This is a genomic window from Bacillus sp. 2D03, assembly GCF_003946765.1.
Taxonomy (GTDB): Bacteria; Bacillota; Bacilli; order Bacillales; family Bacillaceae_G; genus Bacillus_A; species Bacillus_A cereus.
Map to the genome: position 1 here is coordinate 1 of NZ_RPSJ01000013.1, position 22,659 is coordinate 22,659.

Below are 22,659 nucleotides of genomic sequence, written 5' to 3' on the forward strand. Positions count from 1 at the left end.
ACAACATTCTTGAAAATAAGAATACATACGATGCCCTTTTTTAATCCAAATTTGAAGAGTTTTATAGTTTGACGGATTTTCCTTTGTCATTTTATTCACCTCCTTGTTAAGGATATTATAGCAAAAAAGAACATACGTTTCCGTTTTTTTCTCAAAAATAAAATATTTCTTTCGATTCACCTCACCACCTTCATTTACGTTTAGAGATGGGAGTCCTCTCGAAAGGCATGATAGAAAAAATCGTTTTTATAGCAAAACATATTTATTGTCTGTACACCTAATTAACTATATAATAACATGTAGTAAGAAAGCCTTTTCAAAACATTATTATTCTTCTAGGAGGTACTTATAATGGAGCGAGTTCAAATGGCTGAGACGCTAGAATTTTCTCGTATTATTCAAGGATTTTGGCGTTTAGCAGAATGGAATATGACGAAACAAGAATTACTTTCTTTCATTGAAGATTGTATGGATATGGGAATTACTACTTTTGATCACGCTGATATTTACGGCGCATATACGTGTGAAGGGTTATTTGGCGAAGCTTTACAATTAAAGCCTTCCTTACGAGAAAACATGCAAATTATTACAAAGTGTGGAATCGCTCCCCCATCACCGAAATTTCCAGAGCGATATGTTGCTCACTACAATACTAGTACAGAGCATATTATGCAAAGTGTAGAAGCATCACTTAAAAATTTACATACAGATTATATTGACGTATTACTTATTCATCGTCCCGATCCTTTTATGGATCCAAATGAAGTGGCAAAAGCATTTTCACAATTAAAACAAGAAGGGAAAGTTCGTCACTTCGGTGTATCTAACTTCTTACCTTCACAATTTAATATGTTAAGTTCGTACTTAGATTTCCCACTTATTACGAACCAGATTGAAGTTTCTGCATTACAGCTTGAGCATTTTGAAAAAGGGACAATTGATTTATGCCAAGAAAAACGAATCAATCCAATGATTTGGTCACCTCTTGCTGGTGGGGAGATTTTTACTGGTCAATCAGAACGCGCCGTACGTGTACGTGAAACTGTGCAAAAAGTTGCTACTGAGCTAGGTGTTTCTAGTATCGATACGGTTATGTATGCTTGGTTACTTGCTCATCCAGCTAATATGATGCCAATCGTTGGCTCTGGTAAATTAGATCGCGTAAAAACTGCCGCTCTTGCTACAAAAGTTAACTTAGACCGTCAACAATGGTTTACAATTTTCGAAAGCTCTAATGGACATCCTGTACCATAATGCATAAAAAGAAGAGCTGTTTTTTTACAGCTCTTCTTTTTCATATGTATTTCTAGTCATGGCAAATACACACATATCCCTTAATCCGTTTCCATCTACCGCAACACTCGCACTTTCTAACGTACCTTCTAACTTAAACCCTAATTTCTCAGGTATCGCTCTACTCTTCTTATTTAAAGAATCACAACGAATTTCTACACGGTTTGCTTTTAATTCAGAAAAAGCGTAATCCGTTATACCTTTCGCAGCCTCTACCATATAGCCTTTTCCGCTAAACCTTGTATCAATCCAATATCCGATTTCAAATTGAGGTATATCCCAATTAATACGATGTAATCCGGCTGAAGCAATAAATTCACCTGTTTCTTTCGAAAATACTAGTAATCTTAAATCCTCACGTTGCAAAAATTGAATATGTGATTTTCTAATACTTTCTTCTACTTCTTGCTCTGTTTGCTCTTTTTGTGCAAACATCATCCAAGGTTTTAGTTCTTGTATTGAAGCCTGAATTGCATCATATACAACTTTACCATCTCCTGGTTTCGGCATTCGAATAAAAAGCCTGTCAGTATAAAATTCAGAAGGAAAATCGAATAATAACGGATTCACTGTAAACACTCCCTATATTTCTTTTATATATAATAATATCCATCTCAAGTTATATGGTAAAGAATTTTCTGAATTAAAAACCTTTTACTCATTCACTTCCACCGCTACACGAATTCCAGATTCAATCGCACCTTGAATCCATCCGTGATATAGCGTTGTATGATCTCCAGCGAAGAATATTCTCCCCTCTGGTTTGACAATCGCTGGTTGCAGCTCAGATTCTTGACCTGCTTGAAAAAGTGCAAATCCTCCAAGCGCATACGGATCCAATGTCCAGCTTTTTGAAATTCCAGATATGAACTCATCATACACTTGACCACCTAATATTGTTGCTAAGTTGTGTAATGCGTAATAAATACGATCCCCTTTTGATAAACCATCCCATAACAACGCGTCATAAGACCATGTATAGCTACCTAACATCATAGCCGGTCCTTTCTCCCCAATTCCATAACTTGGATAATAGGCATAACGAATTGGCAAATCTGTTATAATTCTGCCACCTAATTGTCCTTGTTCTTCCCAAAATCGGCTTTTAAATTGAATTCCTATTTTCGTTGCAGGCATATAATGTAATTCACGAATTGCTTTCCATTTTTCATGAGATATAGAATCAAACGGATCTACTTCTACAAAACGCATTGTCGAAAACGGAATGGTAACAATAACTAAATCTCCTGTAATACTACTATATTCAAAAGTTTCCTCGTTCCGATAGAAAGCTGTCACACCATTATCGTGTTGATGTAACTTCATTAATTTTTGATTATATATAATATTTTCTTCTAATTGCGGTAAAAATGACTTTGGCAATCTATCATTCCCGCCCACAATTTCACAAAATCCGCTCTCCTCTTGCATAATGTATAGAAAGCGTAAAGTCTCTACAAACGATCGTTCCAAAAAACCTTCTAAATCTAATAGAACACCAATCATCTCAATTGTTACTGGCGAAAAGTAAGTATTATACTGATAAGGATGATACTTTAAAAATTGTCCAGTAGAGTATCTTCCAAAATCCTTTACAACAATATCCCAATTTTTTTCTGGGTTCTTTTTTATAAAATTTATAATGGGCTGTACCGCTAACATTAATAATTCCTCTGACGTTTTTCCAACTTCATTCATTTCCACAGGATATCTTAGAATACTTGGATCTTTTTCATATTGTTTTAACGTCGTTTTCCGTCCATTTACGTATATAATATCCGTCTCATTCCTATTAATAAAAGGTCTCACCTGTAGCCCAAATTTTCTTATATATGCCATCGTTAATGTATGCGAATACGGAATCCTCATTGCTCCAACATCTAAATATAATCCGGTATCTTCCATTCTCACTGTTTCTATACGGCCACCTACCCGGTTATTTGCTTCAAAAATTTTCACATCATGTCCTGCAGCCTTTAATAAAGATGCTGAAACTAACCCAGCCATACCAGCTCCCACTACAATAATCTGTTTTGGGCTTATCGTCTTCTTCAATCCTTTATCTATAACTTTTAACGCTTCATCCATTTCAGTGTTATACATTATATCTTTCTGCACAATTCCACCCCTTACTTCATCAAATGGACGTTAGTGGTTTAGTGCATTTTATTCATAAATCCCCATAAACATAACACCATTGCAATTTGAATATTCACTAAAAGTACATAAGAGACAGATCTCACTTTTCTTTATACTTCGTATAATATAGCAATTGCAAAGAAGGAGTGGTTAAAAATGAAACATACTTATGACTACGATGCTACAAAAAAACATTTAGAATTAAAGAAACAAAGCTTATGTAAAAAACTTAGCAATATGAAGCTATCTGAAAAAGAACGTGAACAACTAAAACGTGAAATTGACAACTATGAATATATTTTAAATCTAGTCGAAATGAATCATTACGAACGCGGATTTTCTCGTTAAAAGCGGAAATAAGATTATCCGCTTTTCATTTTGAGCATTTCACTACGCATTTTTCATAAGTAAATATATAATAGGATGTACATTAAGATTGAGAGGTATATTCTATGATCAAGTTAAGTGTATTAGACCAATCACCTATTTCAGATGGTAGCACAGCAGCCCAAGCTTTTTCACATACAGTTACGCTTGCACAAGAAGTTGAAAAACTCGGATTCACACGTTTTTGGGTATCCGAACATCATAATTCCGTAAGCTTAGCTGGTTCAAGTCCAGAAATACTTATTTCTCATATTGCCGCAAAAACGGAACGTATTAGAGTCGGTTCAGGTGGTGTTATGTTACCGCATTATAGCCCATATAAAGTTGCTGAGAATTTCCGTGTTCTAGAAGCACTGTATCCGAACCGCATCGATCTCGGTGTTGGTAGAGCTCCTGGTGGTATGCCAATAGCAACTCGCGCACTTCAAGAAGGGAAAATGGTCTCACTTGATCAATACCCAGAACAAATTGCAGACGTTGCAATGTACTTACATGATCAAGTACCAGAAAACCATCACTATGCAAACTTAAAAGCCACTCCAGTTATCCCAACGTCTCCTGAAATGTGGATGCTCGGTTCTAGCGGAGAGAGCGCTAAAATTGCTGCAAACAACGGAGCTTCTTTCGCATTTGCACAATTTATTAACGGCTTCGGAGGCCCTGAAGTTATGAGGGCTTACCAAGAACAATATGAGCCTTCATTTTTAGGAGATAAGCCTAATTCAATCGTTGCCATCTTTGTTATATGCGGAGAAACAAATGAAGAAGCGGAAAAAATTGCTTCTAGTTTAGATTTATCAATCTTATTATTAGAGCAAGGAAAACGAACTACTGGTACACCTTCTATTGAAACTGCTCAAAATTATTCATACAGCGCTTATGATTTATTCCGTATAAAAGAAAATCGTCAACGTATGATTGTTGGTGATCCGTCTTCTGTAAAAGAAAAAATAATAAACTTAAGCAAAGCATACAATACTGACGAATTTATGATTGTCACGATTACTCATCAATTTGAACATAAATTAAATTCTTATCGCTTACTAGCAAATGCTTTTAATTTATAATTCTAAAAAGAGATGCATCACATGTGATGCATCTCTTTTTCTTACTACTTATTGTTTTCATTTCCTATATATTCAATAGCTTCTTTTAATAGCTCTTCAAAGTTAATAGGATAATCATGATCTAAGTCAGACACAACTTTATACTTATGTTCTATATTTTTCTCTCTTAATAGTTGTACAAATTGCTGCGTGGATTCGAAACAATCTTCATCTTGATCCCCGCATACTATATATCCTTTTATATGTTTATCCTTCAGCACTCTTAGCAACTCATCCCATTCTTCAATCTCGGGAAGCCATGGTGCAATAAAAACAAAACCATCTACATTTATATCTTGTTGTAAAATCGTATATAAAGCTACTCTCGCCCCTGCAGAAAAACCACCAATGATTACACTTTCTACTATATGATTTTCTATAAACTTATTGTAATGCTCTTTTAATTCCTCTTTCCCTCTCTCTATATCCTCCCAAACAAATCCATCTGAAAACTCAATTTGTGAAGACTGTGGTAAAGCTAACGTATAATCTTGTATCAAAACAGATTTCCAATATGGTTCTACTATTTGCATATTTTCTTGGTTACCATGCAATGTAAGTAGTAGATTTCCTTCTTTCTTGCTGTATATATATTTCACATCTGGTCTTTCCTTTTTATGTGCTAATTCTTCTCTTTCTTTACATAATTGCACCATTGTATGAAATTCTTCAAATTTATGTAGTGATTTTAAATCTTCGTCGGAAATTAAATACTCATTTCCATACCAGAATCCCTTTTCTATAATGGCCTCTCTCATTAAATGTAATGCTTCTTTTTCAAGTCCCGATGCACTTGCGAGTGCATACTTAAAATTATATATTTGCGCCTCATTCCCTATTACACCTGTAGCGTTTTCCATTATATAATTGTACGCTTCAAAACTTCCTTTATTTACATAACAACGTAACGTTTCATTTAATAATTGAATGTAAGTCATACTATTTTTCATGTACCAATTCCCCCGCAACTTTTTATAATATTTATTTTGCGAATCTTTATACCACTTTGTATAACCCACGCTAACAATACCTTATTCTCAGAATGATGCTTAATAGTTGCTCTTCCCTGTCCAATACATTTAGTATAAATAAGAATAGACTGAAAAATCAATATTTTAACAAACAAAAAAAGACAACAATATATGTATTGTTGTTTTCATTACGTCTACCCACTCTTTTGTTTTTTTCTATCTGGTTTACTTGAAACTAAATAATGTTTTTCTGAAATATATAAGTCTCTTTTTAAGCTACGATTTAAGTAAGGTCCTAATTTCATTCCACATATGAGGCGATCTTCGCTACCTTCAACAATTGGGAACATTTCTTTTTCTGTTACGTATTGATCTACTGCTTTTTGTACGACATCAATTTCTTTCACTAGGTTTAAATTTTCTGCTGTATGTTCAAATACCTCAAGCGTTTCCTTCGTTATGAGAAAAACATTTGTTGGAAATGCAGGTAAATATGGTTTTAACAAATCATAATTTACTGTATAATCATCATTTACTAATACTGTATAAACGATATTAGCATTCGTTTCTAAAAACTGAGCCATCGCTTGTTCTAATTCATCTTTCGTAATTTCCCGCTCTTCTTTTCCAGTTCTGAAAAAGCGAAACATCGCATCGCCTCCTTTTTACTATATTATAGCATAAAAGAAAACTGAAAAATCATAAAAAAACCCATTGAAATAATTTTTCAATGGGTTTCTATATATTTATCGTTATTTTAAGAATGCACTTAGCATCCATACATGCTGTTCTAATGTTGTATGAATTGCTAACAGCATGTCAGCTGATGTTTCATCGCCAGCTTCACCCGCAACTTCCATACCTTCTTTTAATTCTTGAATAAGTGCAGAATAATCATTCACTAATGTTTGCACCATTTCTTCTGCAGATTCTTTGCTTGTCCCTTCGCTGACACTAGATGTTGCGAGATATTCTTTCATTGTCGCTAATGGTTTACCTTCTAAAGCTAAAATACGTTCTGCTAACTCATCAATATACGTTCCAGCCTCATTATAAAACTCTTCAAATTTCTCATGTAATGTAAAGAAGTGTGGCCCTGTCACATACCAGTGATAATTATGTAGTTTAACATATAACACATTCCAGTTTGCTACCTGCTTGTTTAATACTTCAACAACATTTGTTTTCGTACTCATACAATCACTCCTCTTATCATTTTGTAATGTTTATCTTTTAATAACTTAATTACATTTTACCATACATTCCCTTTCCTTTCGAACAATTGGCTTATATGTAACAAAGTTTTAACACCTTTAATGCTTCCCTAATATCATTTAATTCATGTATTTTTTCAAACACTTCATACGTCTAATTGTCCAAGCTCATACATATGCATAATAGTACATCAAGCTCATCATAGTAGAAAGAGGGATAACATGGACAATCAACAATGGCAAGTAGCAAAGAAAGTAGCTGCTACTTATATCGGAACTGTCGTTGGAGCTGGATTTGCTACTGGACGAGAAATTGTTGAATTTTTCACAGTGAATGGATTATACGGGACAATTGGCATATGTGTAAGTGGATTTTTTTTTATTTGGCTTGGCACAAAGATGATGTTACTTTCATCACAAATCGGGGCATTTTCAGCGCAAGAATTTAACAAATATTTATTTGGGGATGTATTTGGGAATGTTGTAAACACATTATTATTACTCGTTTTATTCGGCGTAACGAGCGTTATGTTATCAGGGGCTGGTGCAGTATTTGAAGAGCAACTTCGCTTACCAAGACAACTCGGTATTCTCATTACAGTTATCGCTTGTCTCATTATAAGTAGCCGCGGGTTACAAGGTGTTTTTGAAGTAAATACACTTGTCGTACCTATTATGATGATTTTTATTATAGGACTTGCTATTACAACCTTTTTTCACGGTACACCTCCTATTAATAACACTATTCCTGCAGAGAGCTGGAATATGAAATGGATTACTAGCCCTATTACATATGTCGCCTTAAACCTTTCTCTCGCCCAAAGTGTTCTCGTCCCATTAGCCAGTGAAGTAAAGGATCGAAAAGCCATTTTTTGGGGTGGGATTTTAGGTGGTGCTGGACTTTCTTTAATTTTATTATGCAGCCATTTAGCAATCTTATCAGTCGATCAATTTTATCAATATAACATCCCAATGGCTGAAGTCATAAGAAGATTTAATGCAACTTTTCACTTCTTCTTCGTCCTCATTATTTTCGGTGAAGTTTTCACAACTTTAGTTGGTAATGTGTTCGGAATGACAAAACAGATGCAATCTATTACTGGGTGGAAGAATCACAATATTATTTTCTTCATTTTACTAATTAGTTATTGCTTTAGTTACATCGGTTACAGTGACTTACTTCACATTCTATATCCTATCATCGGATGGGTAAGTATTGTTATACTTCCAATCATTGCGTTTAAACAACTTCAAAAAACATAAAAAAGCATCCATGTTATTGGATGCTTTTTTATGTTCATTCACAATCATCACATACTTCCCAGTACAGTCCCATTTCTAATGCTAAATACGGCTTTAACTGCAACCGAATCATTCGACTAGGCATGCGTTCTAAAACAAATTGAATACCTTCTTCATCTTCGTCTAATTCAACTTTTGAAATCGTAATTTTTTGCATAGTCGTAATGGGAATTCCATCTTTATATAAAGTGATTTTCACCTCATCGTATTCATTAAAATACAATTCGACACTCATTTGATTTTTCAGTATTTCATCATCAATTTTAAATGTATCATTTTGTTCTTGGATTATATATTTCCATCCGCCTCTATCTTCTTTCGGAGCTGTTTGAAATAATGTCTCCAAATCCTCGTATAGCATAAGATAACCCCTCTCTTACTAAAAAACGATGAGTATTTTATATACCCTTTATCTCTATCACTATCCATAGCTATTGTACCATATATCACCGTTCTTACCGTATTCATTTGCTTCATACACACTTATAAAATAACTAATTCTATCTCCATTATTATGTATATTACCTCATTACTCCATACACTCTTATAAGTTCAAATAACGACAGACTTTAATCCATGCAAATATTGTCTACTCTCCGCTTTTATTAGCTCACAGCATTCACAACTTTTACATATAGTAAGACTACCACAAATAAAAAAGGAGAGTGACTTATACCACTCCCCTTAAAAGAACTTCCCTATAGCTGCTAAAACTAATACGATTATTAAAATTGCAAATAATAATGAGACAATGAAACTAAAAATAGGTAACGCTTTCTTTTCATTTTTCTTAAATAGTAACTTTAAACTAAGAAAAATATTTACTGGTACAAGTATAAAATAAAAATATTTAACAATTTGCACCGAGCTATTCGAAAGTGTTTTTAATATAAACACTTCAATTAGAAAAACAATAAAAAATGAAATACTTAGCCAAAATGAGACGTAACTAAGCCAAGAATGTCTTTTTGTCCCCCAATACACTCCCATAATACTCTCCTTTTATTTGTATTCTATAGGTTAATAATTATACACAAAGCTAACAAATACCTCTATTTTTCGACAAATATTATACAAAATACCATTTTAAACGTCATAAAGGAAGTTTACATCTCCATTTGATTTTACATAATAAAACAGACTACCCTCTAGTGTCATAATGCTACTAGGGGTAGTCTGTTCTTTATTAAACTTTAAATCTCTCAATTAATACTTGCAACTCTTCAGCCATTTGAGATAGCGTACCCGCCGCTGATCCAATTTCCTCCATCGAAGCTAGCTGTTCTTCAGCTGAAGCCGCAACATTTTGTGTGCTTGTCGCATTATTTTGTGCTGTCATTGCAATTTGTCCTACTGAAATAGATACTTCATTTGCCCCTTTTGACATTCCATTAGCCGTTTCAACCATCGTCTTAATTTGATTAGCTATTTCATTTGTAGATTGTAAAATTTCAGCAAAATTTTGCTTTGTTTCATTTGCAATAACAAGTCCAGATTGAACTTCTTCATTTACATGATTCATTGATTTGACTGTCTTACCCATATCGTCTTGTATTTCGCCTATTAATTTACTAATTTCACTGGAAGATATGCTAGACTGCTCTGCCAATTTACGTACTTCATCTGCAACAATTGCAAAACCTCTTCCATGTTCACCAGCTCTTGCAGCTTCAATTGCCGCATTTAAAGCTAGAAGATTTGTTTGATCTGCAATGTTTTGAATTACTTCTAATATATCACCAATTTGTTTTGATTTATTATTTAATAACTGTATAACAGCATCTGATTGTGAAACCGATTCTGCAATAGACTGCATCTGGTTTACTGTTCTTCCTACTAGTTTCCCACCATCTTCTGCTTTTTCACGAGTATGAGCAGAAGCGATATTAATAGATGATGAACTATTTGCTACATGCTGAATTCCTTCCGTTACATCAAACAGTAACATAGCACCATTTTCTACACTTGTTGTTTGCGTCGTTGCCCCACTTGATATTTCATCCATTGCTGTTGTAATTTGCTCAGTTGCTTCACTCGCTTGTCTTACACTTGCAGTTAGTTCTTCTGATGCTGCTGCAACATGTCCTGCCGAAGTGTTAATCCTTCCAATTAACGTCCGTAATGAATTTGTCATCTCGTTAAAACCTTTCGCAAGTTGACCAATTTCATCATTAGAATGAATTTCAATTGTTTGCGTTAAATCCCCTTCACTTATTTCTTTAGAAGTGATAACTAATCTCTTTAAAGGCTTCGTAATTGAAAGTGTCACAAAATAAATAAGTACTCCACCTACTACTAACGAAATAAGCATAACAATTAACATATTATAAAATACAGGTTGAGCAGCTTCAATTACTTCAGTTGCGTACATCGTCCCACCAATTTTCCAACCTGTTTTTACGTTTGTAGCAAATACCATATTCTTTTCACTACCACCATAAGAATATGTAAAAGCACCATGATTATCTTCATAAATTTTCTTTGCCCAAGAATCAGCTGCTTTATCCCCTGATTTTTCTTGTGGATGAGCAATGATTTTTTGCTTTCCATCTAAAATGAAGGCATATCCTTTTTTACCAATATTGATTAACTTTGTTGTTTTTAATAAATTGTCTAAACTTAAATCTAGCGCAACAACCCCATTTTTATCTTCTGTTTGTTTTGCAATCGTTACGACAATATGTCCATTTCCTTTTGCCTTATATGGCTCGCTAACAACAATACCACCTTGTTTTGCCACTGCATCTTTATACCAAGGTCGTGTTGTTGGATCATAATCTGCTGCCATTTGTATATTTGGTTCCTGTACAAATTTCTTATCATTACCGGCAACATACACTTGTTCAACATCTATATTCAAATTGATATACTGAGATAACGTCTTTCTTAGCTCATCCTGATTATCCCCTTGATACATATTCCCTTGAATTACTCGTGCAAAGTTATTCACATCGTTAAATTTTGCTTCAATCATTTGATTGATTAAATTATCTAATATTTTTATATTATCGTTAGCACTACTCGTAATTTGTGATTCAAAATTCTTTTTAGCAGTTTGATAAGACATGCCCCCGATTATAGAAACGGCTGCAATTAAAATTACAAAGAATGAAATTAATAGCTTTTTTGCTACTTTCATATCACGAAACAAATTTAATAGTTTACCCATTATGAACCTCCTAATTTTCAAATTTAAAAGTTAAATTGAGTTAATTATGAATATTTCCCATTCCTTAATTATTATTTTCATAACCTATTATGGTGAATACTTTGTAAAGTTTAAACAATTAATTTCCCTTTGTCTATATATATGAATAATATTATTATAAAATTTACAAATAGAAAAAACCAAAGGGGCCCCTTTGGTTTTTACATTTTTTTATGTTGTTTAGAAATTTTCTTCCATTTATCACGCTCTGCTCTGGCAAGGATGGCATCTTGTTTCCTCATAAAATACGCCAGTTCTCTTTGTAATTTTTTATAGCTTTTCAAACGATCTATCGTAATAAGTCCGTTTTCAATTGCACTATACACCGCGCATCCTGGTTCATTCTCATGCTTACAATCACGGAAACGACATGTTGTCGCAAGTTCTTCAATATCAGAGAATGCTGTTTGAATCGCTTCGCTGCCTTCCCAAAGTTGCAATTCCCTCATGCCAGGCGTATCAATAACGAGAGCGCCACTAGGCAATTGGAATAATTCTCGATGCGTTGTCGTATGCCTCCCCCTACTATCCTCTTCACGTATATCTCCCGTTTTTGCTACATCAATTCCTATTAAAGCATTTAACAAAGTTGACTTTCCTACCCCTGATGATCCAACTAAAGCAATTGTTTTCCCTGAAGAAACGAATTGTTTCAACGAATCTATACCTGTATGCTCTAAACTATCAACAACGAAAATAGGAACACCAATTGCTATAGCTTCCGTTTCTACAATTTTCTCTTCCACATCATTACATATACTACTCTTTGTTAAAACAATAACTGGCATAGCGCCGCTTTCATACGCTAATAATAAATAACGTTCCATCCTTCTAACATTAAAATCATGATTAAGTGCATTCACTAAAAATAAATAATCTACATTTGCTGCTATAATCTGTTCTTCTGTTCTTGTTCCAGCCTCTTGTCTTGAGAAAGAGCTTCTTCGCTGGAAAATACGATGAATAATCGCTTTCTTTTCATCTTCTAATTTCTTTATATACACCCAATCACCAACTGCTGGATAATCGCCTTTCGTAACCGCTTCATGCCGAAACTTCCCAGACAGTTCTGCCATATATTCACCATCATTACAAATAATGCGATATATATGCTTATGCTCAAGTAAAATACGACCTACTTCATAATTTTTCTCTGTAACTTGTTCTTCAAAAAATGAATCCCAGCCGAAAGATTCTAAAATATTTTGATTCAAATAAATATCCTCCCTAGTTTGTACTAAGTGGAAGGATTGCGAATTACCTTATATAATATCGCCCTTTCCATCCACCTTTGTATTTGGTTGATTATTCATATAAGTTATTTTCGCCATAATACATCACCCCGTTCTTATTTTAATTATTCTCATTATATGGAATTCTCCTATAAAAAGCTACATTATTTTACGTAATTTTCAAATAACTTGTTTTTGAGCATTCTAATTTGTCCTCGATGACTAATTTCATCTTCTAGCACATGAAACCATAGTTAGGCCACTTTCTTTCTAACATGAGCCACTCATCACCTTGTTCACTTAAATACTTCAGAGATTCTTCTCGAACACTTTGTAGAAGTTGTACATAATATTGTATTTCATGACCACGGATTGCTCTACCCGCTTCCCCTAAATACAGTGCATCTTCCCATATTTCTAATTCTTCTTTTGTAAATTCATGATCTTGAAATGAAATAAGCTGATGAACTTTTTCAATAGCTGCTATATGCTTTAATAAGGCGCCAATTGAATTTCCGCTGCTTTGCATAATTAAATCTAATTGCTCAACTGATAAATTTTTTACTTCGCCTAATGTTACAGCTCTCGTATGCTCAAGCAGGCTTACTAATTCCCCTATTTTTTTTGTATAACCATCTACACTTCTTATTCGATAATCTATATTCATATCACGCACCCCTTTCTGCATTCATATTATTGTAAAAATGATTCATATAATAGACTGAAATATATCTAAATTTTCTGTTACAATTAATTTGAATACAAATTATACCCAAACAAACTTTCTCAATATGCTTATATGAAATATTAAAAGGAATCAATATAAAATAATCGAATCTTATTCACTAAAAGGAGTGGATTCGATGGAGATGTATCAATGGCTAACCGCTGTTCTCGTTGGTGGCATTACCGGCTTCGTTTCCCATCTAATCAATAACCAAGGTAAGTTATTGCTTCCACGCCGTTTGAAAACATTTTTTCATTTTGGATTTTTAACTGATATTTTTACTGGTAGCCTAGCCGCACTTCTTGGGCTCGTTTTATTCGATGTCACCGCAATAAAAGAAATTATAAAAGTATCCATTGTAACTGCTATTTCCGGTCAAACTTTTTTACTACATCAAGCTCTTGGTGGCGAACAGGCTAAAAATACGCAAATTGGGAAAGCTGATGAGAAGATTCAAGAAATTGACAAATTATTGCGACGTTAGTGTATACTTTCTTTTAAAATTATTGTTATAATGAGAAATAAATATTTTCTATTGCGTCGTTTGTCAGGAGAAAGGGTGTTTCGTATGACAAAAAAGAAAATAGAAGATTTCTTAACAAACTCCGAAAAAGAGGAACTGCTAGAAAACTATAAATGTTTACGAGAAGCCCGCACAAAAAGCGAAGCTAACTATTTTGGCGAAGCAGTAAACCATCTATTAAATAAAGCAAAACAACGAATTATAAAAGATGCAGGTATACATGATGAAAATGCTGCAACTGTTCAATCAAAGAGAAAAGCACTGTTTTAGCTACATTAGCTAAAACAGTGCTTTTTATTACAATACTTTTCACATTACTTTCACATCTATTTCACAATTATAAGTACTCCTATATGTTAAACTAAGTATATCCTTTTCCAAGGAACTATATGCCGATATATAAATCCCTATCTTTATAGGGATTTTTATTTTTTGATTCCTCATAACTTTGTTACAATACATTTCTTCTACTATTTCTATACTTTTAGTAACCACTTTAATTAAAAGCACATTCATGTATTCACACTCTTATTAATTCTGATTTGCGAAATATTTATACAAGCTTTATGATGCAATTCCTGTTTCACTATTTTCAGTAATTTTTTCACTTTTTCTAAACAAAAATAAAGCTCCTATATATAGTAACGCAGTAAAACTACCTATAAGTATAAAATTGTGAGATATTGCAAATAACATTCCAGCTATTGCCGCACCAATCATTTGACCAATGTACATAGAAGCATTTGCAAGCGCGGCTCCTGTTCCTCTTGCTACACTAGACATGTTTTGTAAGTGCCTCATCATTAATACAAACAAAATTCCTGTCACAAAAAATAAAGCAAAGAACAATAACTCCACCAATACAATGTTCTTTACATGAGGAAGTAATACATATAGCACTGCTGTAAATATAATTCCACCATAGAAAGAAAGGTTATAACCAATTTTATTTACGATTCTAGGACCAAAAATATTACCAATTAAATTTCCTAATCCTAATACGAGCATAGCTGTACCTACTTCATCAACTTGTAAGCCAAATTGAATGGAAAGCCATACACCAAAAAATGAAAATGCAGCAAAATTTCCGGTTTGAAAAACAAAGTATGCAAAATAAGAAAGTGAAACCTTTGAATCTGTAAGTAATTGTTTATAACGCTGTAAAATCGCTTTTTTATTTCCACCTATATGAACCGACTGTATTTCTGGTAATACAACATAAATAAGAATGACAAGTAGTGCTGATAATATACCAATGAAATAGAATGGAATTGTATAATGTATCGTTGCTAAATAAGCTCCCAGTGGCAGCCCTAAAATTTGAGAGATTGATAACCCTGCTGTTGCAACCCCAATTGCTTTCACAATTTGCTTCTTCTCTATAAGGAGCGGAATAGATGCCCACACTTGTGGAGATACAAAAGCTGCACTTACACCTGCTAAAAATCTAAATGTTAGCATCCATAAAAAACTCGGTGCAATTCCACAAAAAAACGTACTTATTGCAAAAAAACTCATACCTAGTACCATTACTTTTTTTCTGTTTAATCCATCTGATATAGGACCAGCCACAAGTGCAAATCCAGCATACCCTAAAGCATACGAACTCACCATCCATCCTGACAACTCAGTTGAAACATGATACGCCTGTTGCAATGTCGGCAACAGTGGTGAAATTAAGAAAGTATCTGTACCGATCATAAACATTATCATAAAAAATACAGCTAGTACTCTGTTCATTTAGACCTTCTCCTTATATAAACAGAGGGTACTCTCCCTCTGTTTAACTAATCTTCTAAAATAGATTGGATTTCTTTCATGACTCTTTCATTCAATGCAACATCTACCGCTTTCACACTTTCTCTTACCTGCTCTGCCCGCTTTCCACCAGGTATAACAGTATCAATCCCTTCTTTATTTAATAACCATGCTAACGCTAAATGAGACACTTCAATATCATTTTCTTTAGCTAGCCCTTTTAACTTATTCACTTTCTTAAAATTACTCTTATATGTATTTTCTTCAAATAGATTTACATTTTGACGCCAATCGACTTCATTTAATTTAAAATCTTCTGTATATTTTCCGCCTAATATTCCAAAAGCAAGAGGCCCATATGGAATAAATGAAATACCCGCTTCTATACAATACGGCAACAGTTCTTCCTCAGCTGTACGTTCTAACATATTGTATGGAGATTGTACAACATCTATATGACCATGTTGATTCGCCTCTTTTAATTGTTCTATGTTTACGTTCGATATTCCAATTGAACGAATTTTCCCTTCTTCTTTTAAATGAGTAAGCTCTCCGATTGAATCTATGTAACTTGTTTCAGGATTTGTAAAGTGTAAATAATATAAATCAATATATTCAGTCTGTAATCTTCTTAAGCTATTTTCCACAGCATTCCTTAAATAACTTGGTTCATTGTTAATATAAGTTTCTCCATTTAACAACGGTTGAATTCCACCTTTTGTAGCAAGTATAAACTCATGACGTTTTCCCTTTAATACTTCTCCTACTAATTCCTCCGATCTACCGAAACCATATGAATCTGCTGTATCAAAAAATGTAATCCCTTGCTGAATAGCTTCTTCTACTAATCGCTTTCCTTCTTCTTCATTCACATCAGCATATAAATTATGTCCCCCTACTGCATTTGTACCTAAACCCAACTTTGAAATATTTAATCCTGCCTTTTGCAATTTTATATACTTCATTTTTTCTCCCCCTATATTTCTATTGTTCGAATATATTCGAACAATAGAAATATACCACTTTATATGTTATAGTGCAAATATCTTAACTTATACAAGTAGGTGAAATATGCGTACACTCTATCATCCAAATCGAGAAGAAATTCAATTTTCTTCTGTCTTATATGCACTTAGCGATCAAATTCGTTTACAAATTGTAAATATGTTACTAGAGAAAAATGAACAATCTTGTGGTGCTTTAAACATCCCTGTTGCAAAATCAACTTTATCTCACCATTTCAAAGTTTTACGTGAGTCAGGTGTTATGTACACGCGCCTTGAAGGAACACAACGTTTCATTTCAATTCGTGAAGAAGATTTAAACGCTAGATTCCCAGGTTTATTACAAGTTGTATTACATGCGACAGAGCCATATTAAAAAAACATCTCATATTCATATGAGATGTTTTTTTAATATGGCTATTCTTTTAATAAATCTATTAATCCATTCCCTTCAGATGTACGTTCGTACCCTAAAGGTACAGTTCTTTTAATGAGTTGTGCATATATTTCCGGCTCCGATAACTTTCGACCGTATTCTTTCTCACACTGTTTAATGAGCAAGGCGAGCGCTCCAGCAACATGCGGCGTCGCCATGGAAGTTCCACTTAACACAGCATATTTTCCTTCTGGATACGTAGATAATATTTCATCACCTGGCGCTACTAGATCAATTTCTTGATTTGAATTACTAAAACATGCAATCTTCCGCTCTAAATTAACGGCACCAACTTCAATTACCTCGGAGTACGCACCCGGAAAGTCTAGTTCCTCTGTTTCATCATCGCAATCTCCATTATTTCCAGCAGCACATACAACGAGAACATCCTGCTTTACCGCATTTTGAATTGCTTCATGTAATTCTGGAACATCTTGCGGACCACCAAGTGACATTGAAATAATTCTCACTTTCTCTTGATTCGGCCCTCTCCAATTTACAGCATAATGAATTGCCTCAATAATTTGCTCATAACTTCCAGAACCATCTCCCGCTAAAACTTTTAATACTAACATTTTAGCAAGTGGTGCAACTCCTAATACACCGACACCATTTTCAGTCGCGGCAATCGTTCCCGCAACATGAGTACCATGTCCGTTATTATCAAGATACACATTTGGATCAGCTTCATAATCTTTTGTGAAATTTCTTCCGCCGATAATACGATCTTTTAAATCTATATGATTAGTATCACACCCTGTATCTAATACGGCAACGACTACATCTTGCCCCTTCACACTCTTTTCCCATACTTGCGGAGCGTGAATCAGTTGTACACCTGGTGGAATTTCATTTACTTGTTCTACCACCTTATTTACGGTAAACGGAATCAATTGTATACCTTTTTGTTTATTCACTGTACTACTCATCGTAATCCCTCCTGAAAATGTATTATTTTCATTTCAGACCACTTTTGAATACGTGTAAATGTAACATTCGTTTTATTCTTTTTGTTTTCCTTCTTTTCAAATATTTCTCAACATCATTTACTACCTCTATAATACTTCTTTATTTTCCCTATGATTTGTAGGAAGTAACAACCCGAGTCGTTCAACTACTAACCAAAATAAGAGGACCAATTAATGGTCCTCTTACAGTCTTTTAAAAGAATGATATGTATTTGAAAAATAATATAAATTAAGACTAAACCTCACTCTTGTTTAAAAACTTTTCTATTTCTTTTACTAAATATTCCGCTCCCTCTATGCCAACTGTAATATTTCCATTTGCTAATGTAATATTCTGCCCTGAAACATCACCTGTGATTTGGCAAGCATTGTAAGGTTGATATTTTTGTAAAATGATTTTATCTGCTTCTACAAAAATTTCAAGCGGTGATTTGATTTGTATTCCCAATACATCGCGTAATTCTTTAGGGATAACAATTCGTCCTAATTCGTCTACTTTTCGAATAACTCCTGTTGCTTTCATATTTCTCCCCCCTTACTCTCTATTAATTTTTTCACCTCGCTTTTTCCATTTTATCACTTTTTGACAATACTTGCCTCTTTTTAGAAAATTTTGTACTCGAGTTAAAAAAACACATTTAATGCATACGTAATCTCTCTTTTAATTGTTTTACATAACGGGATCTTATAAGTAAGAAGTATACAACTTGAATAACTATGAAAATACTTAATACAACTGTATTTTCTTTAAACAATGAGTACTCAAACATTTGCCCTAACGCCGTTAAGGCTACTGCTCCATGTAATGTTGCAACACCAATTGGAACGAAGAATAAAAGCGCCAATCGAATTGTAACTACCTTCGATAATTCCCTACTTGTCAATCCAACTTTACGAATCATTTCGAACAAACGAACATCATCCTCCAAATCGGAGAATAAACGGAAGTAAAGGAAACTTCCTGCGCAAACGAAAAATACTATACCTATAAAGAAACCTACAAATAAAATCGGTCCTGCAATTTGTAAACTTTGGTTTTGCTCGTACTCTTCCGCACTAAACGTTGAATATTCTTGATACGGTTTAATTTGATGCGTAAGCTCTTTACCAATTTCAATCTCATCTTTCGTTCTTTCAGTTTTATACATATAATCTTTTGTCTCTATAAACCCATCTTGTAATGAATCATATTGACTATTAGAGATTACATAAACATTTCCTCTTAATATTTTCCCCAATGAAGATGAAGTAACTTTTTTCACTTTTAAATTTTCATTCATATTAGGTAAAGTAATTTCTTTTCTTTCTTTCATCGTTGGCCCTGGTATATTAGCTGACAAAAATACAACTTCTTTATTTGCTACAGTATTAAATGGTTCTTCTGTTAACTTTGCATATTTCTTATAGTCTGATTCTTTTATAAAAATGGCGCTTCTTAACGACTGTTCCTCCGTTTTCTTTGTCGAAATATTAGTTTTTGAAGCTGCTATACTATGTTTCTTTAATCCTTTGTCAATCATTTGTATATGCTGTGATTCGTTACTATTCCCTTGCTTAGAATGGTAATGAAACGAAATCGGTCTCTCCATTATCCCTTTCGTCATGGATGCGAAGCCAACTAATGTCCCTATTGCGGAAAATGCTACAGTAGAAATAATGGTTACAATAAAGAACATTCTTGCGTTATCTCTCATGCGATACGCTAAATCTGATAACGTAATAATATTAGTCTGTGTCCAATAGAAACGTTTACTTTTTTTACATAATCGAATAATAAAGACACTCAGCTGCTTGTACAACAAATACGTCCCAATAATAACTACCGTTGTAACAGGAATCATCATAATAAATACCATTGCTCCATGTGATAGAAGAGCTCCTACATAGCCAGCACTAAGCAATACTACTGCTAATATGGAAGAAATGATTGATGCTTTCGGTTCCGGTTTCGCCTCTGCCGATCCTCTAAACAACTTCATAATCTTATTTTTACGAATCATTCCTGCACTAAACAATGATATGATCATAAATAAAATAAAAAACATAATACTCGTTACAACAATTGCTTTCATCGGTATGTAATAGGATAAGGAGATATCTAGTTTCAATATCATCGGAGCGAAAAATAGTAATACCCCTGAAAATAACATACCTGAAAGAATACCAAAAATAATTGCCCCTATTCCAATCATAATATTTTCAAAAAAGATTAGACGCTTTAATTGATATTTCGTCATACCTAACATCATTAAAATCCCTAGTTCACGCTTTCTCGTTTTTAAAAACATTCCCATCGAATATAAAATAAAGAAGAATGTAAATAAGTAAATAATAGACTGTGCAAAAGACATACTTACGAATACGTACTGACCTAATTCTCCTGCACTTAATGCCGGATGAAACGCAAAAAATGAATACACAAAAAAGGCCATAATTGCAAATGCACTACTCAAAAAATAGGCTGAGTATGTCCGTCTATTTCGGGTTACATTCCGATATGCTAGTTCTCTAATGTTCATATTACTTCTCCGCCCTTCTACTATCTATGTTTTTATATTAGTAAAGTGCGGAAATACCTTCCATCGATTCAAATGACAAAAACCTTACATTTTTGAAAGGTTTAAAAAAATTGCTTATACGTAGTACTTTATTTATAATGACTACATTCATATTCATACACACATCCTATTGTATATTCGTTAATTTTGCGAAATAATAAAGGATAGAAGTATGTACCATTATACATATAAACTTAATTACCGCTTTAATATGAATAGGAGGAAACATAATGACATTACAAGAACAGATTATGAAAGCATTACATGTTCAGCCTGTAATTGATCCAAAAATTGAAATTCGTAAACGAGTTGATTTCTTAAAGGATTATGTAAAAAAAACAGGTGCAAAAGGATTTGTACTTGGTATTAGCGGCGGACAAGACTCTACATTAGCAGGACGCTTAGCACAACTTGCAGTTGAAGAAATTCGTAACGAAGGTGGTAATGCAACGTTTATCGCCGTGCGTCTTCCTTATAAAGTACAAAAAGATGAAGATGATGCACAATTAGCATTACAATTCATTCAAGCAGATCAATCTGTTGCATTTGATATTGCTTCAACTGTTGATGCTTTTTCAAATCAATATGAAAACTTATTGGGTGAATCATTAACAGATTTCAATAAAGGTAACGTGAAAGCACGTATCCGTATGGTTACTCAATATGCAATTGGTGGACAAAAAGGGCTACTTGTTATCGGAACAGATCACGCTGCAGAAGCTGTAACAGGGTTCTTTACAAAATTCGGAGATGGTGGTGCAGATTTATTACCATTAACGGGATTAACGAAGCGTCAAGGACGTGCATTATTACAAGAGTTAGGTGCAGACGAGCGACTGTACTTAAAAATGCCAACAGCTGATTTATTAGATGAAAAACCAGGTCAAGCTGATGAAACAGAGTTAGGTATTACTTATGATCAATTAGATGATTATTTAGAAGGTAAAGCAGTTCCAGCTGACGTTGCAGAGAAAATTGAAAAACGTTACACAGTGAGTGAGCATAAAAGACAAGTACCAGCGTCAATGTTTGATGATTGGTGGAAATAAATGAAACATAAAAAAGAAGCTAATCTTCATTTAGCTTCTTTTTTATATGTTAACGATATACCCCTACTCTTTTCTCCAATAAATCTTGCAGGCAATCTTCATGTTGTTTACAAAATAACGGTGGCATGTCGTCTAACGGGAAAAACTTCAAATCCAACGTTTCATCACCATCTACTTTTTTGTCACCTCCAACTATTGAGAATGAAAAGAACATCACAATTGACTGGGCCTTGTCTCCATTTGGATATGATTGAAAATATTTTGTATACACTCCAATAAGCTCATTTATTTCTACATCATACCCGGTTTCTTCTTTTATTTCTCGGATTGCAGTTTCCGCAGCTGATTCTCCTATCTCCATTGCACCACCTGGAAATCCCCAAGCGTTAAAGTCTCCTCTTTTTTGCAGTAATACTTCTCCTTCTTTATTAAATACACAACCACCGGCAAAGTTTAAGAAAACATAATCATGTCCTACTTTTTCACGTAATTCTTTTATATAATTGGCCATTCTCTTTCCCCTTTTCATACCTCTTCTATCGCTATTTCTTATCTTTTTCAAGCAATTCAATGATTCGATCTAGCTTCTGGTTCATATTAATCACGTGGTGTTTCTTTGCAGCACTGCTTTGTAATACTCTTCTAATAAACAAAGTAAATGATATGAAAAACAAAACGATAAGTCCGATTACTAAACAAGTATATATCAATGTGAAAATATTACTTTCGAACAAGTTCATTCAGCATTCACATCCTCTCCTTTTTATTTTATCACATAATTCCC

General features: G+C 33.8%; 25 protein-coding genes and 1 pseudogene. 8 read left to right on the forward strand and 18 right to left on the reverse strand.

The features are described 5' to 3' along the window. The first annotated feature begins 351 nt into the window (after positions 1-351). Positions 352-1,254, forward strand: coding sequence for an aldo/keto reductase (locus EBQ15_RS24195; RefSeq protein WP_000442785.1), 903 nt, complete (start codon positions 352-354; stop codon positions 1,252-1,254). Positions 1,255-1,278: 24 nt separating this feature from the next. Here EBQ15_RS24195 and EBQ15_RS24200 read toward each other — a convergent pair whose 3' ends face one another. After that, positions 1,279-1,863: a GNAT family N-acetyltransferase gene (locus EBQ15_RS24200; protein WP_001068740.1), complete on the reverse strand. Its 585-nt coding sequence runs from the start codon at positions 1,861-1,863 to the stop codon at positions 1,279-1,281. 84 nt (positions 1,864-1,947) lie between these two features. Continuing rightward, the gene (locus EBQ15_RS24205; protein WP_001168113.1) at positions 1,948-3,411 is read right to left on the reverse strand and encodes a flavin monoamine oxidase family protein; all 1,464 of its coding nucleotides are present in this window, start codon (positions 3,409-3,411) and stop codon (positions 1,948-1,950) included. A 177-nt stretch (positions 3,412-3,588) separates the two neighbouring features. On the opposite strand from EBQ15_RS24205, the gene EBQ15_RS24210 reads away from it, so the two are divergent. Both EBQ15_RS24210 and EBQ15_RS24215 read left to right on the forward strand, forming a co-directional pair. Further along, positions 3,589-3,780, forward strand: coding sequence for a DUF3896 family protein (locus EBQ15_RS24210; protein WP_000683360.1), 192 nt, complete (start codon positions 3,589-3,591; stop codon positions 3,778-3,780). Between the two features lie 104 nt (positions 3,781-3,884). Next, positions 3,885-4,886, forward strand: coding sequence for an LLM class flavin-dependent oxidoreductase (locus EBQ15_RS24215; RefSeq protein WP_000594049.1), 1,002 nt, complete (start codon positions 3,885-3,887; stop codon positions 4,884-4,886). A gap of 44 nt (positions 4,887-4,930) precedes the next feature. On the opposite strand, the gene EBQ15_RS24220 is transcribed toward EBQ15_RS24215, so the two are convergent. The 3 genes from EBQ15_RS24220 to EBQ15_RS24230 all read right to left on the reverse strand — a co-directional run bounded on the left by EBQ15_RS24220 (position 4,931) and on the right by EBQ15_RS24230 (position 7,092). Next, positions 4,931-5,875 (reverse strand): alpha/beta hydrolase, encoded by a 945-nt coding sequence (locus EBQ15_RS24220; RefSeq protein WP_000798332.1) that lies wholly within the window; start codon positions 5,873-5,875, stop codon positions 4,931-4,933. A gap of 215 nt (positions 5,876-6,090) precedes the next feature. Continuing rightward, a complete protein-coding gene (locus tag EBQ15_RS24225; protein ID WP_000488206.1) occupies positions 6,091-6,546 on the reverse strand; it encodes a DUF3939 domain-containing protein in 456 nt (151 codons plus the stop codon). 102 nt (positions 6,547-6,648) lie between these two features. After that, a complete protein-coding gene (locus EBQ15_RS24230; RefSeq protein WP_000105199.1) occupies positions 6,649-7,092 on the reverse strand; it encodes a Dps family protein in 444 nt (147 codons plus the stop codon). A 240-nt stretch (positions 7,093-7,332) separates the two neighbouring features. Between EBQ15_RS24230 and EBQ15_RS24235 the strand changes: the two genes are divergently transcribed. Then, on the forward strand, positions 7,333-8,373 hold the full coding sequence (locus EBQ15_RS24235; RefSeq protein WP_000370203.1) for a YkvI family membrane protein: 1,041 nt from the start codon (positions 7,333-7,335) through the stop codon (positions 8,371-8,373). 34 nt (positions 8,374-8,407) lie between these two features. Here EBQ15_RS24235 and EBQ15_RS24240 read toward each other — a convergent pair whose 3' ends face one another. From EBQ15_RS24240 to EBQ15_RS24260, 5 genes and pseudogenes are all read right to left on the reverse strand, one after another. Continuing rightward, positions 8,408-8,773: a DUF3979 family protein gene (locus EBQ15_RS24240; RefSeq protein WP_000965058.1), complete on the reverse strand. Its 366-nt coding sequence runs from the start codon at positions 8,771-8,773 to the stop codon at positions 8,408-8,410. Positions 8,774-9,096: 323 nt separating this feature from the next. Continuing rightward, positions 9,097-9,402: a hypothetical protein gene (locus tag EBQ15_RS24245; RefSeq protein WP_000539571.1), complete on the reverse strand. Its 306-nt coding sequence runs from the start codon at positions 9,400-9,402 to the stop codon at positions 9,097-9,099. Positions 9,403-9,598: 196 nt separating this feature from the next. Next, complete coding sequence (locus EBQ15_RS24250) at positions 9,599-11,581, reverse strand: methyl-accepting chemotaxis protein (protein ID WP_000517294.1); 1,983 nt, start codon at positions 11,579-11,581, stop codon at positions 9,599-9,601. Positions 11,582-11,781: 200 nt separating this feature from the next. Next, positions 11,782-12,834, reverse strand: a complete 1,053-nt coding sequence (gene rsgA, locus EBQ15_RS24255) for a ribosome small subunit-dependent GTPase A (RefSeq protein WP_001073077.1) — start codon at positions 12,832-12,834, stop codon at positions 11,782-11,784. A 182-nt stretch (positions 12,835-13,016) separates the two neighbouring features. Next, a pseudogene (locus tag EBQ15_RS24260) lies at positions 13,017-13,519 on the reverse strand (DinB family protein). A 196-nt stretch (positions 13,520-13,715) separates the two neighbouring features. Between EBQ15_RS24260 and EBQ15_RS24265 the strand changes: the two are divergent. Then, positions 13,716-14,063: a DUF4257 domain-containing protein gene (locus tag EBQ15_RS24265; RefSeq protein ID WP_000426317.1), complete on the forward strand. Its 348-nt coding sequence runs from the start codon at positions 13,716-13,718 to the stop codon at positions 14,061-14,063. An 84-nt stretch (positions 14,064-14,147) separates the two neighbouring features. Then, the gene (locus EBQ15_RS24270) at positions 14,148-14,372 is read left to right on the forward strand and encodes a hypothetical protein (RefSeq protein WP_000162602.1); all 225 of its coding nucleotides are present in this window, start codon (positions 14,148-14,150) and stop codon (positions 14,370-14,372) included. A gap of 39 nt (positions 14,373-14,411) precedes the next feature. Here EBQ15_RS24270 and EBQ15_RS31920 read toward each other — a convergent pair whose 3' ends face one another. Genes EBQ15_RS31920 through EBQ15_RS24285 form a run of 3 tightly spaced genes read right to left on the reverse strand, consistent with a single transcriptional unit; the run spans position 14,412 to position 16,825 of the window. Continuing rightward, on the reverse strand, positions 14,412-14,618 hold the full coding sequence (locus EBQ15_RS31920; RefSeq protein WP_001101742.1) for a hypothetical protein: 207 nt from the start codon (positions 14,616-14,618) through the stop codon (positions 14,412-14,414). Positions 14,619-14,666: 48 nt separating this feature from the next. Then, the gene (locus EBQ15_RS24280; protein WP_001082487.1) at positions 14,667-15,842 is read right to left on the reverse strand and encodes an MFS transporter; all 1,176 of its coding nucleotides are present in this window, start codon (positions 15,840-15,842) and stop codon (positions 14,667-14,669) included. Positions 15,843-15,889: 47 nt separating this feature from the next. After that, complete coding sequence (locus EBQ15_RS24285; RefSeq protein WP_000874082.1) at positions 15,890-16,825, reverse strand: aldo/keto reductase; 936 nt, start codon at positions 16,823-16,825, stop codon at positions 15,890-15,892. A 106-nt stretch (positions 16,826-16,931) separates the two neighbouring features. On the opposite strand from EBQ15_RS24285, the gene EBQ15_RS24290 reads away from it, so the two are divergent. Beyond that, positions 16,932-17,240: an ArsR/SmtB family transcription factor gene (locus tag EBQ15_RS24290; RefSeq protein ID WP_001259906.1), complete on the forward strand. Its 309-nt coding sequence runs from the start codon at positions 16,932-16,934 to the stop codon at positions 17,238-17,240. Between the two features lie 41 nt (positions 17,241-17,281). Here the strand turns inward: EBQ15_RS24290 and EBQ15_RS24295 are convergent, their stop codons facing one another. The 3 genes from EBQ15_RS24295 to EBQ15_RS24305 form a co-directional block, all read right to left on the reverse strand. Then, positions 17,282-18,229 (reverse strand): serine protease, encoded by a 948-nt coding sequence (locus tag EBQ15_RS24295; RefSeq protein ID WP_000099756.1) that lies wholly within the window; start codon positions 18,227-18,229, stop codon positions 17,282-17,284. Between the two features lie 274 nt (positions 18,230-18,503). Next, positions 18,504-18,791, reverse strand: coding sequence for an AbrB/MazE/SpoVT family DNA-binding domain-containing protein (locus tag EBQ15_RS24300; RefSeq protein WP_000648325.1), 288 nt, complete (start codon positions 18,789-18,791; stop codon positions 18,504-18,506). Positions 18,792-18,906: 115 nt separating this feature from the next. Continuing rightward, positions 18,907-20,787: an ABC transporter permease gene (locus tag EBQ15_RS24305; protein ID WP_001025982.1), complete on the reverse strand. Its 1,881-nt coding sequence runs from the start codon at positions 20,785-20,787 to the stop codon at positions 18,907-18,909. 269 nt (positions 20,788-21,056) lie between these two features. On the opposite strand from EBQ15_RS24305, the gene nadE reads away from it, so the two are divergent. Next, on the forward strand, positions 21,057-21,875 hold the full coding sequence (nadE, locus tag EBQ15_RS24310) for an ammonia-dependent NAD(+) synthetase (protein ID WP_000174891.1): 819 nt from the start codon (positions 21,057-21,059) through the stop codon (positions 21,873-21,875). A 49-nt stretch (positions 21,876-21,924) separates the two neighbouring features. Here the strand turns inward: nadE and EBQ15_RS24315 are convergent, their stop codons facing one another. Then, complete coding sequence (locus tag EBQ15_RS24315; RefSeq protein WP_000024999.1) at positions 21,925-22,386, reverse strand: NUDIX hydrolase; 462 nt, start codon at positions 22,384-22,386, stop codon at positions 21,925-21,927. Positions 22,387-22,417: 31 nt separating this feature from the next. Further along, on the reverse strand, positions 22,418-22,615 hold the full coding sequence (locus tag EBQ15_RS24320) for a DUF4083 domain-containing protein (protein ID WP_001048102.1): 198 nt from the start codon (positions 22,613-22,615) through the stop codon (positions 22,418-22,420). Positions 22,616-22,659: the final 44 nt, after the last annotated feature.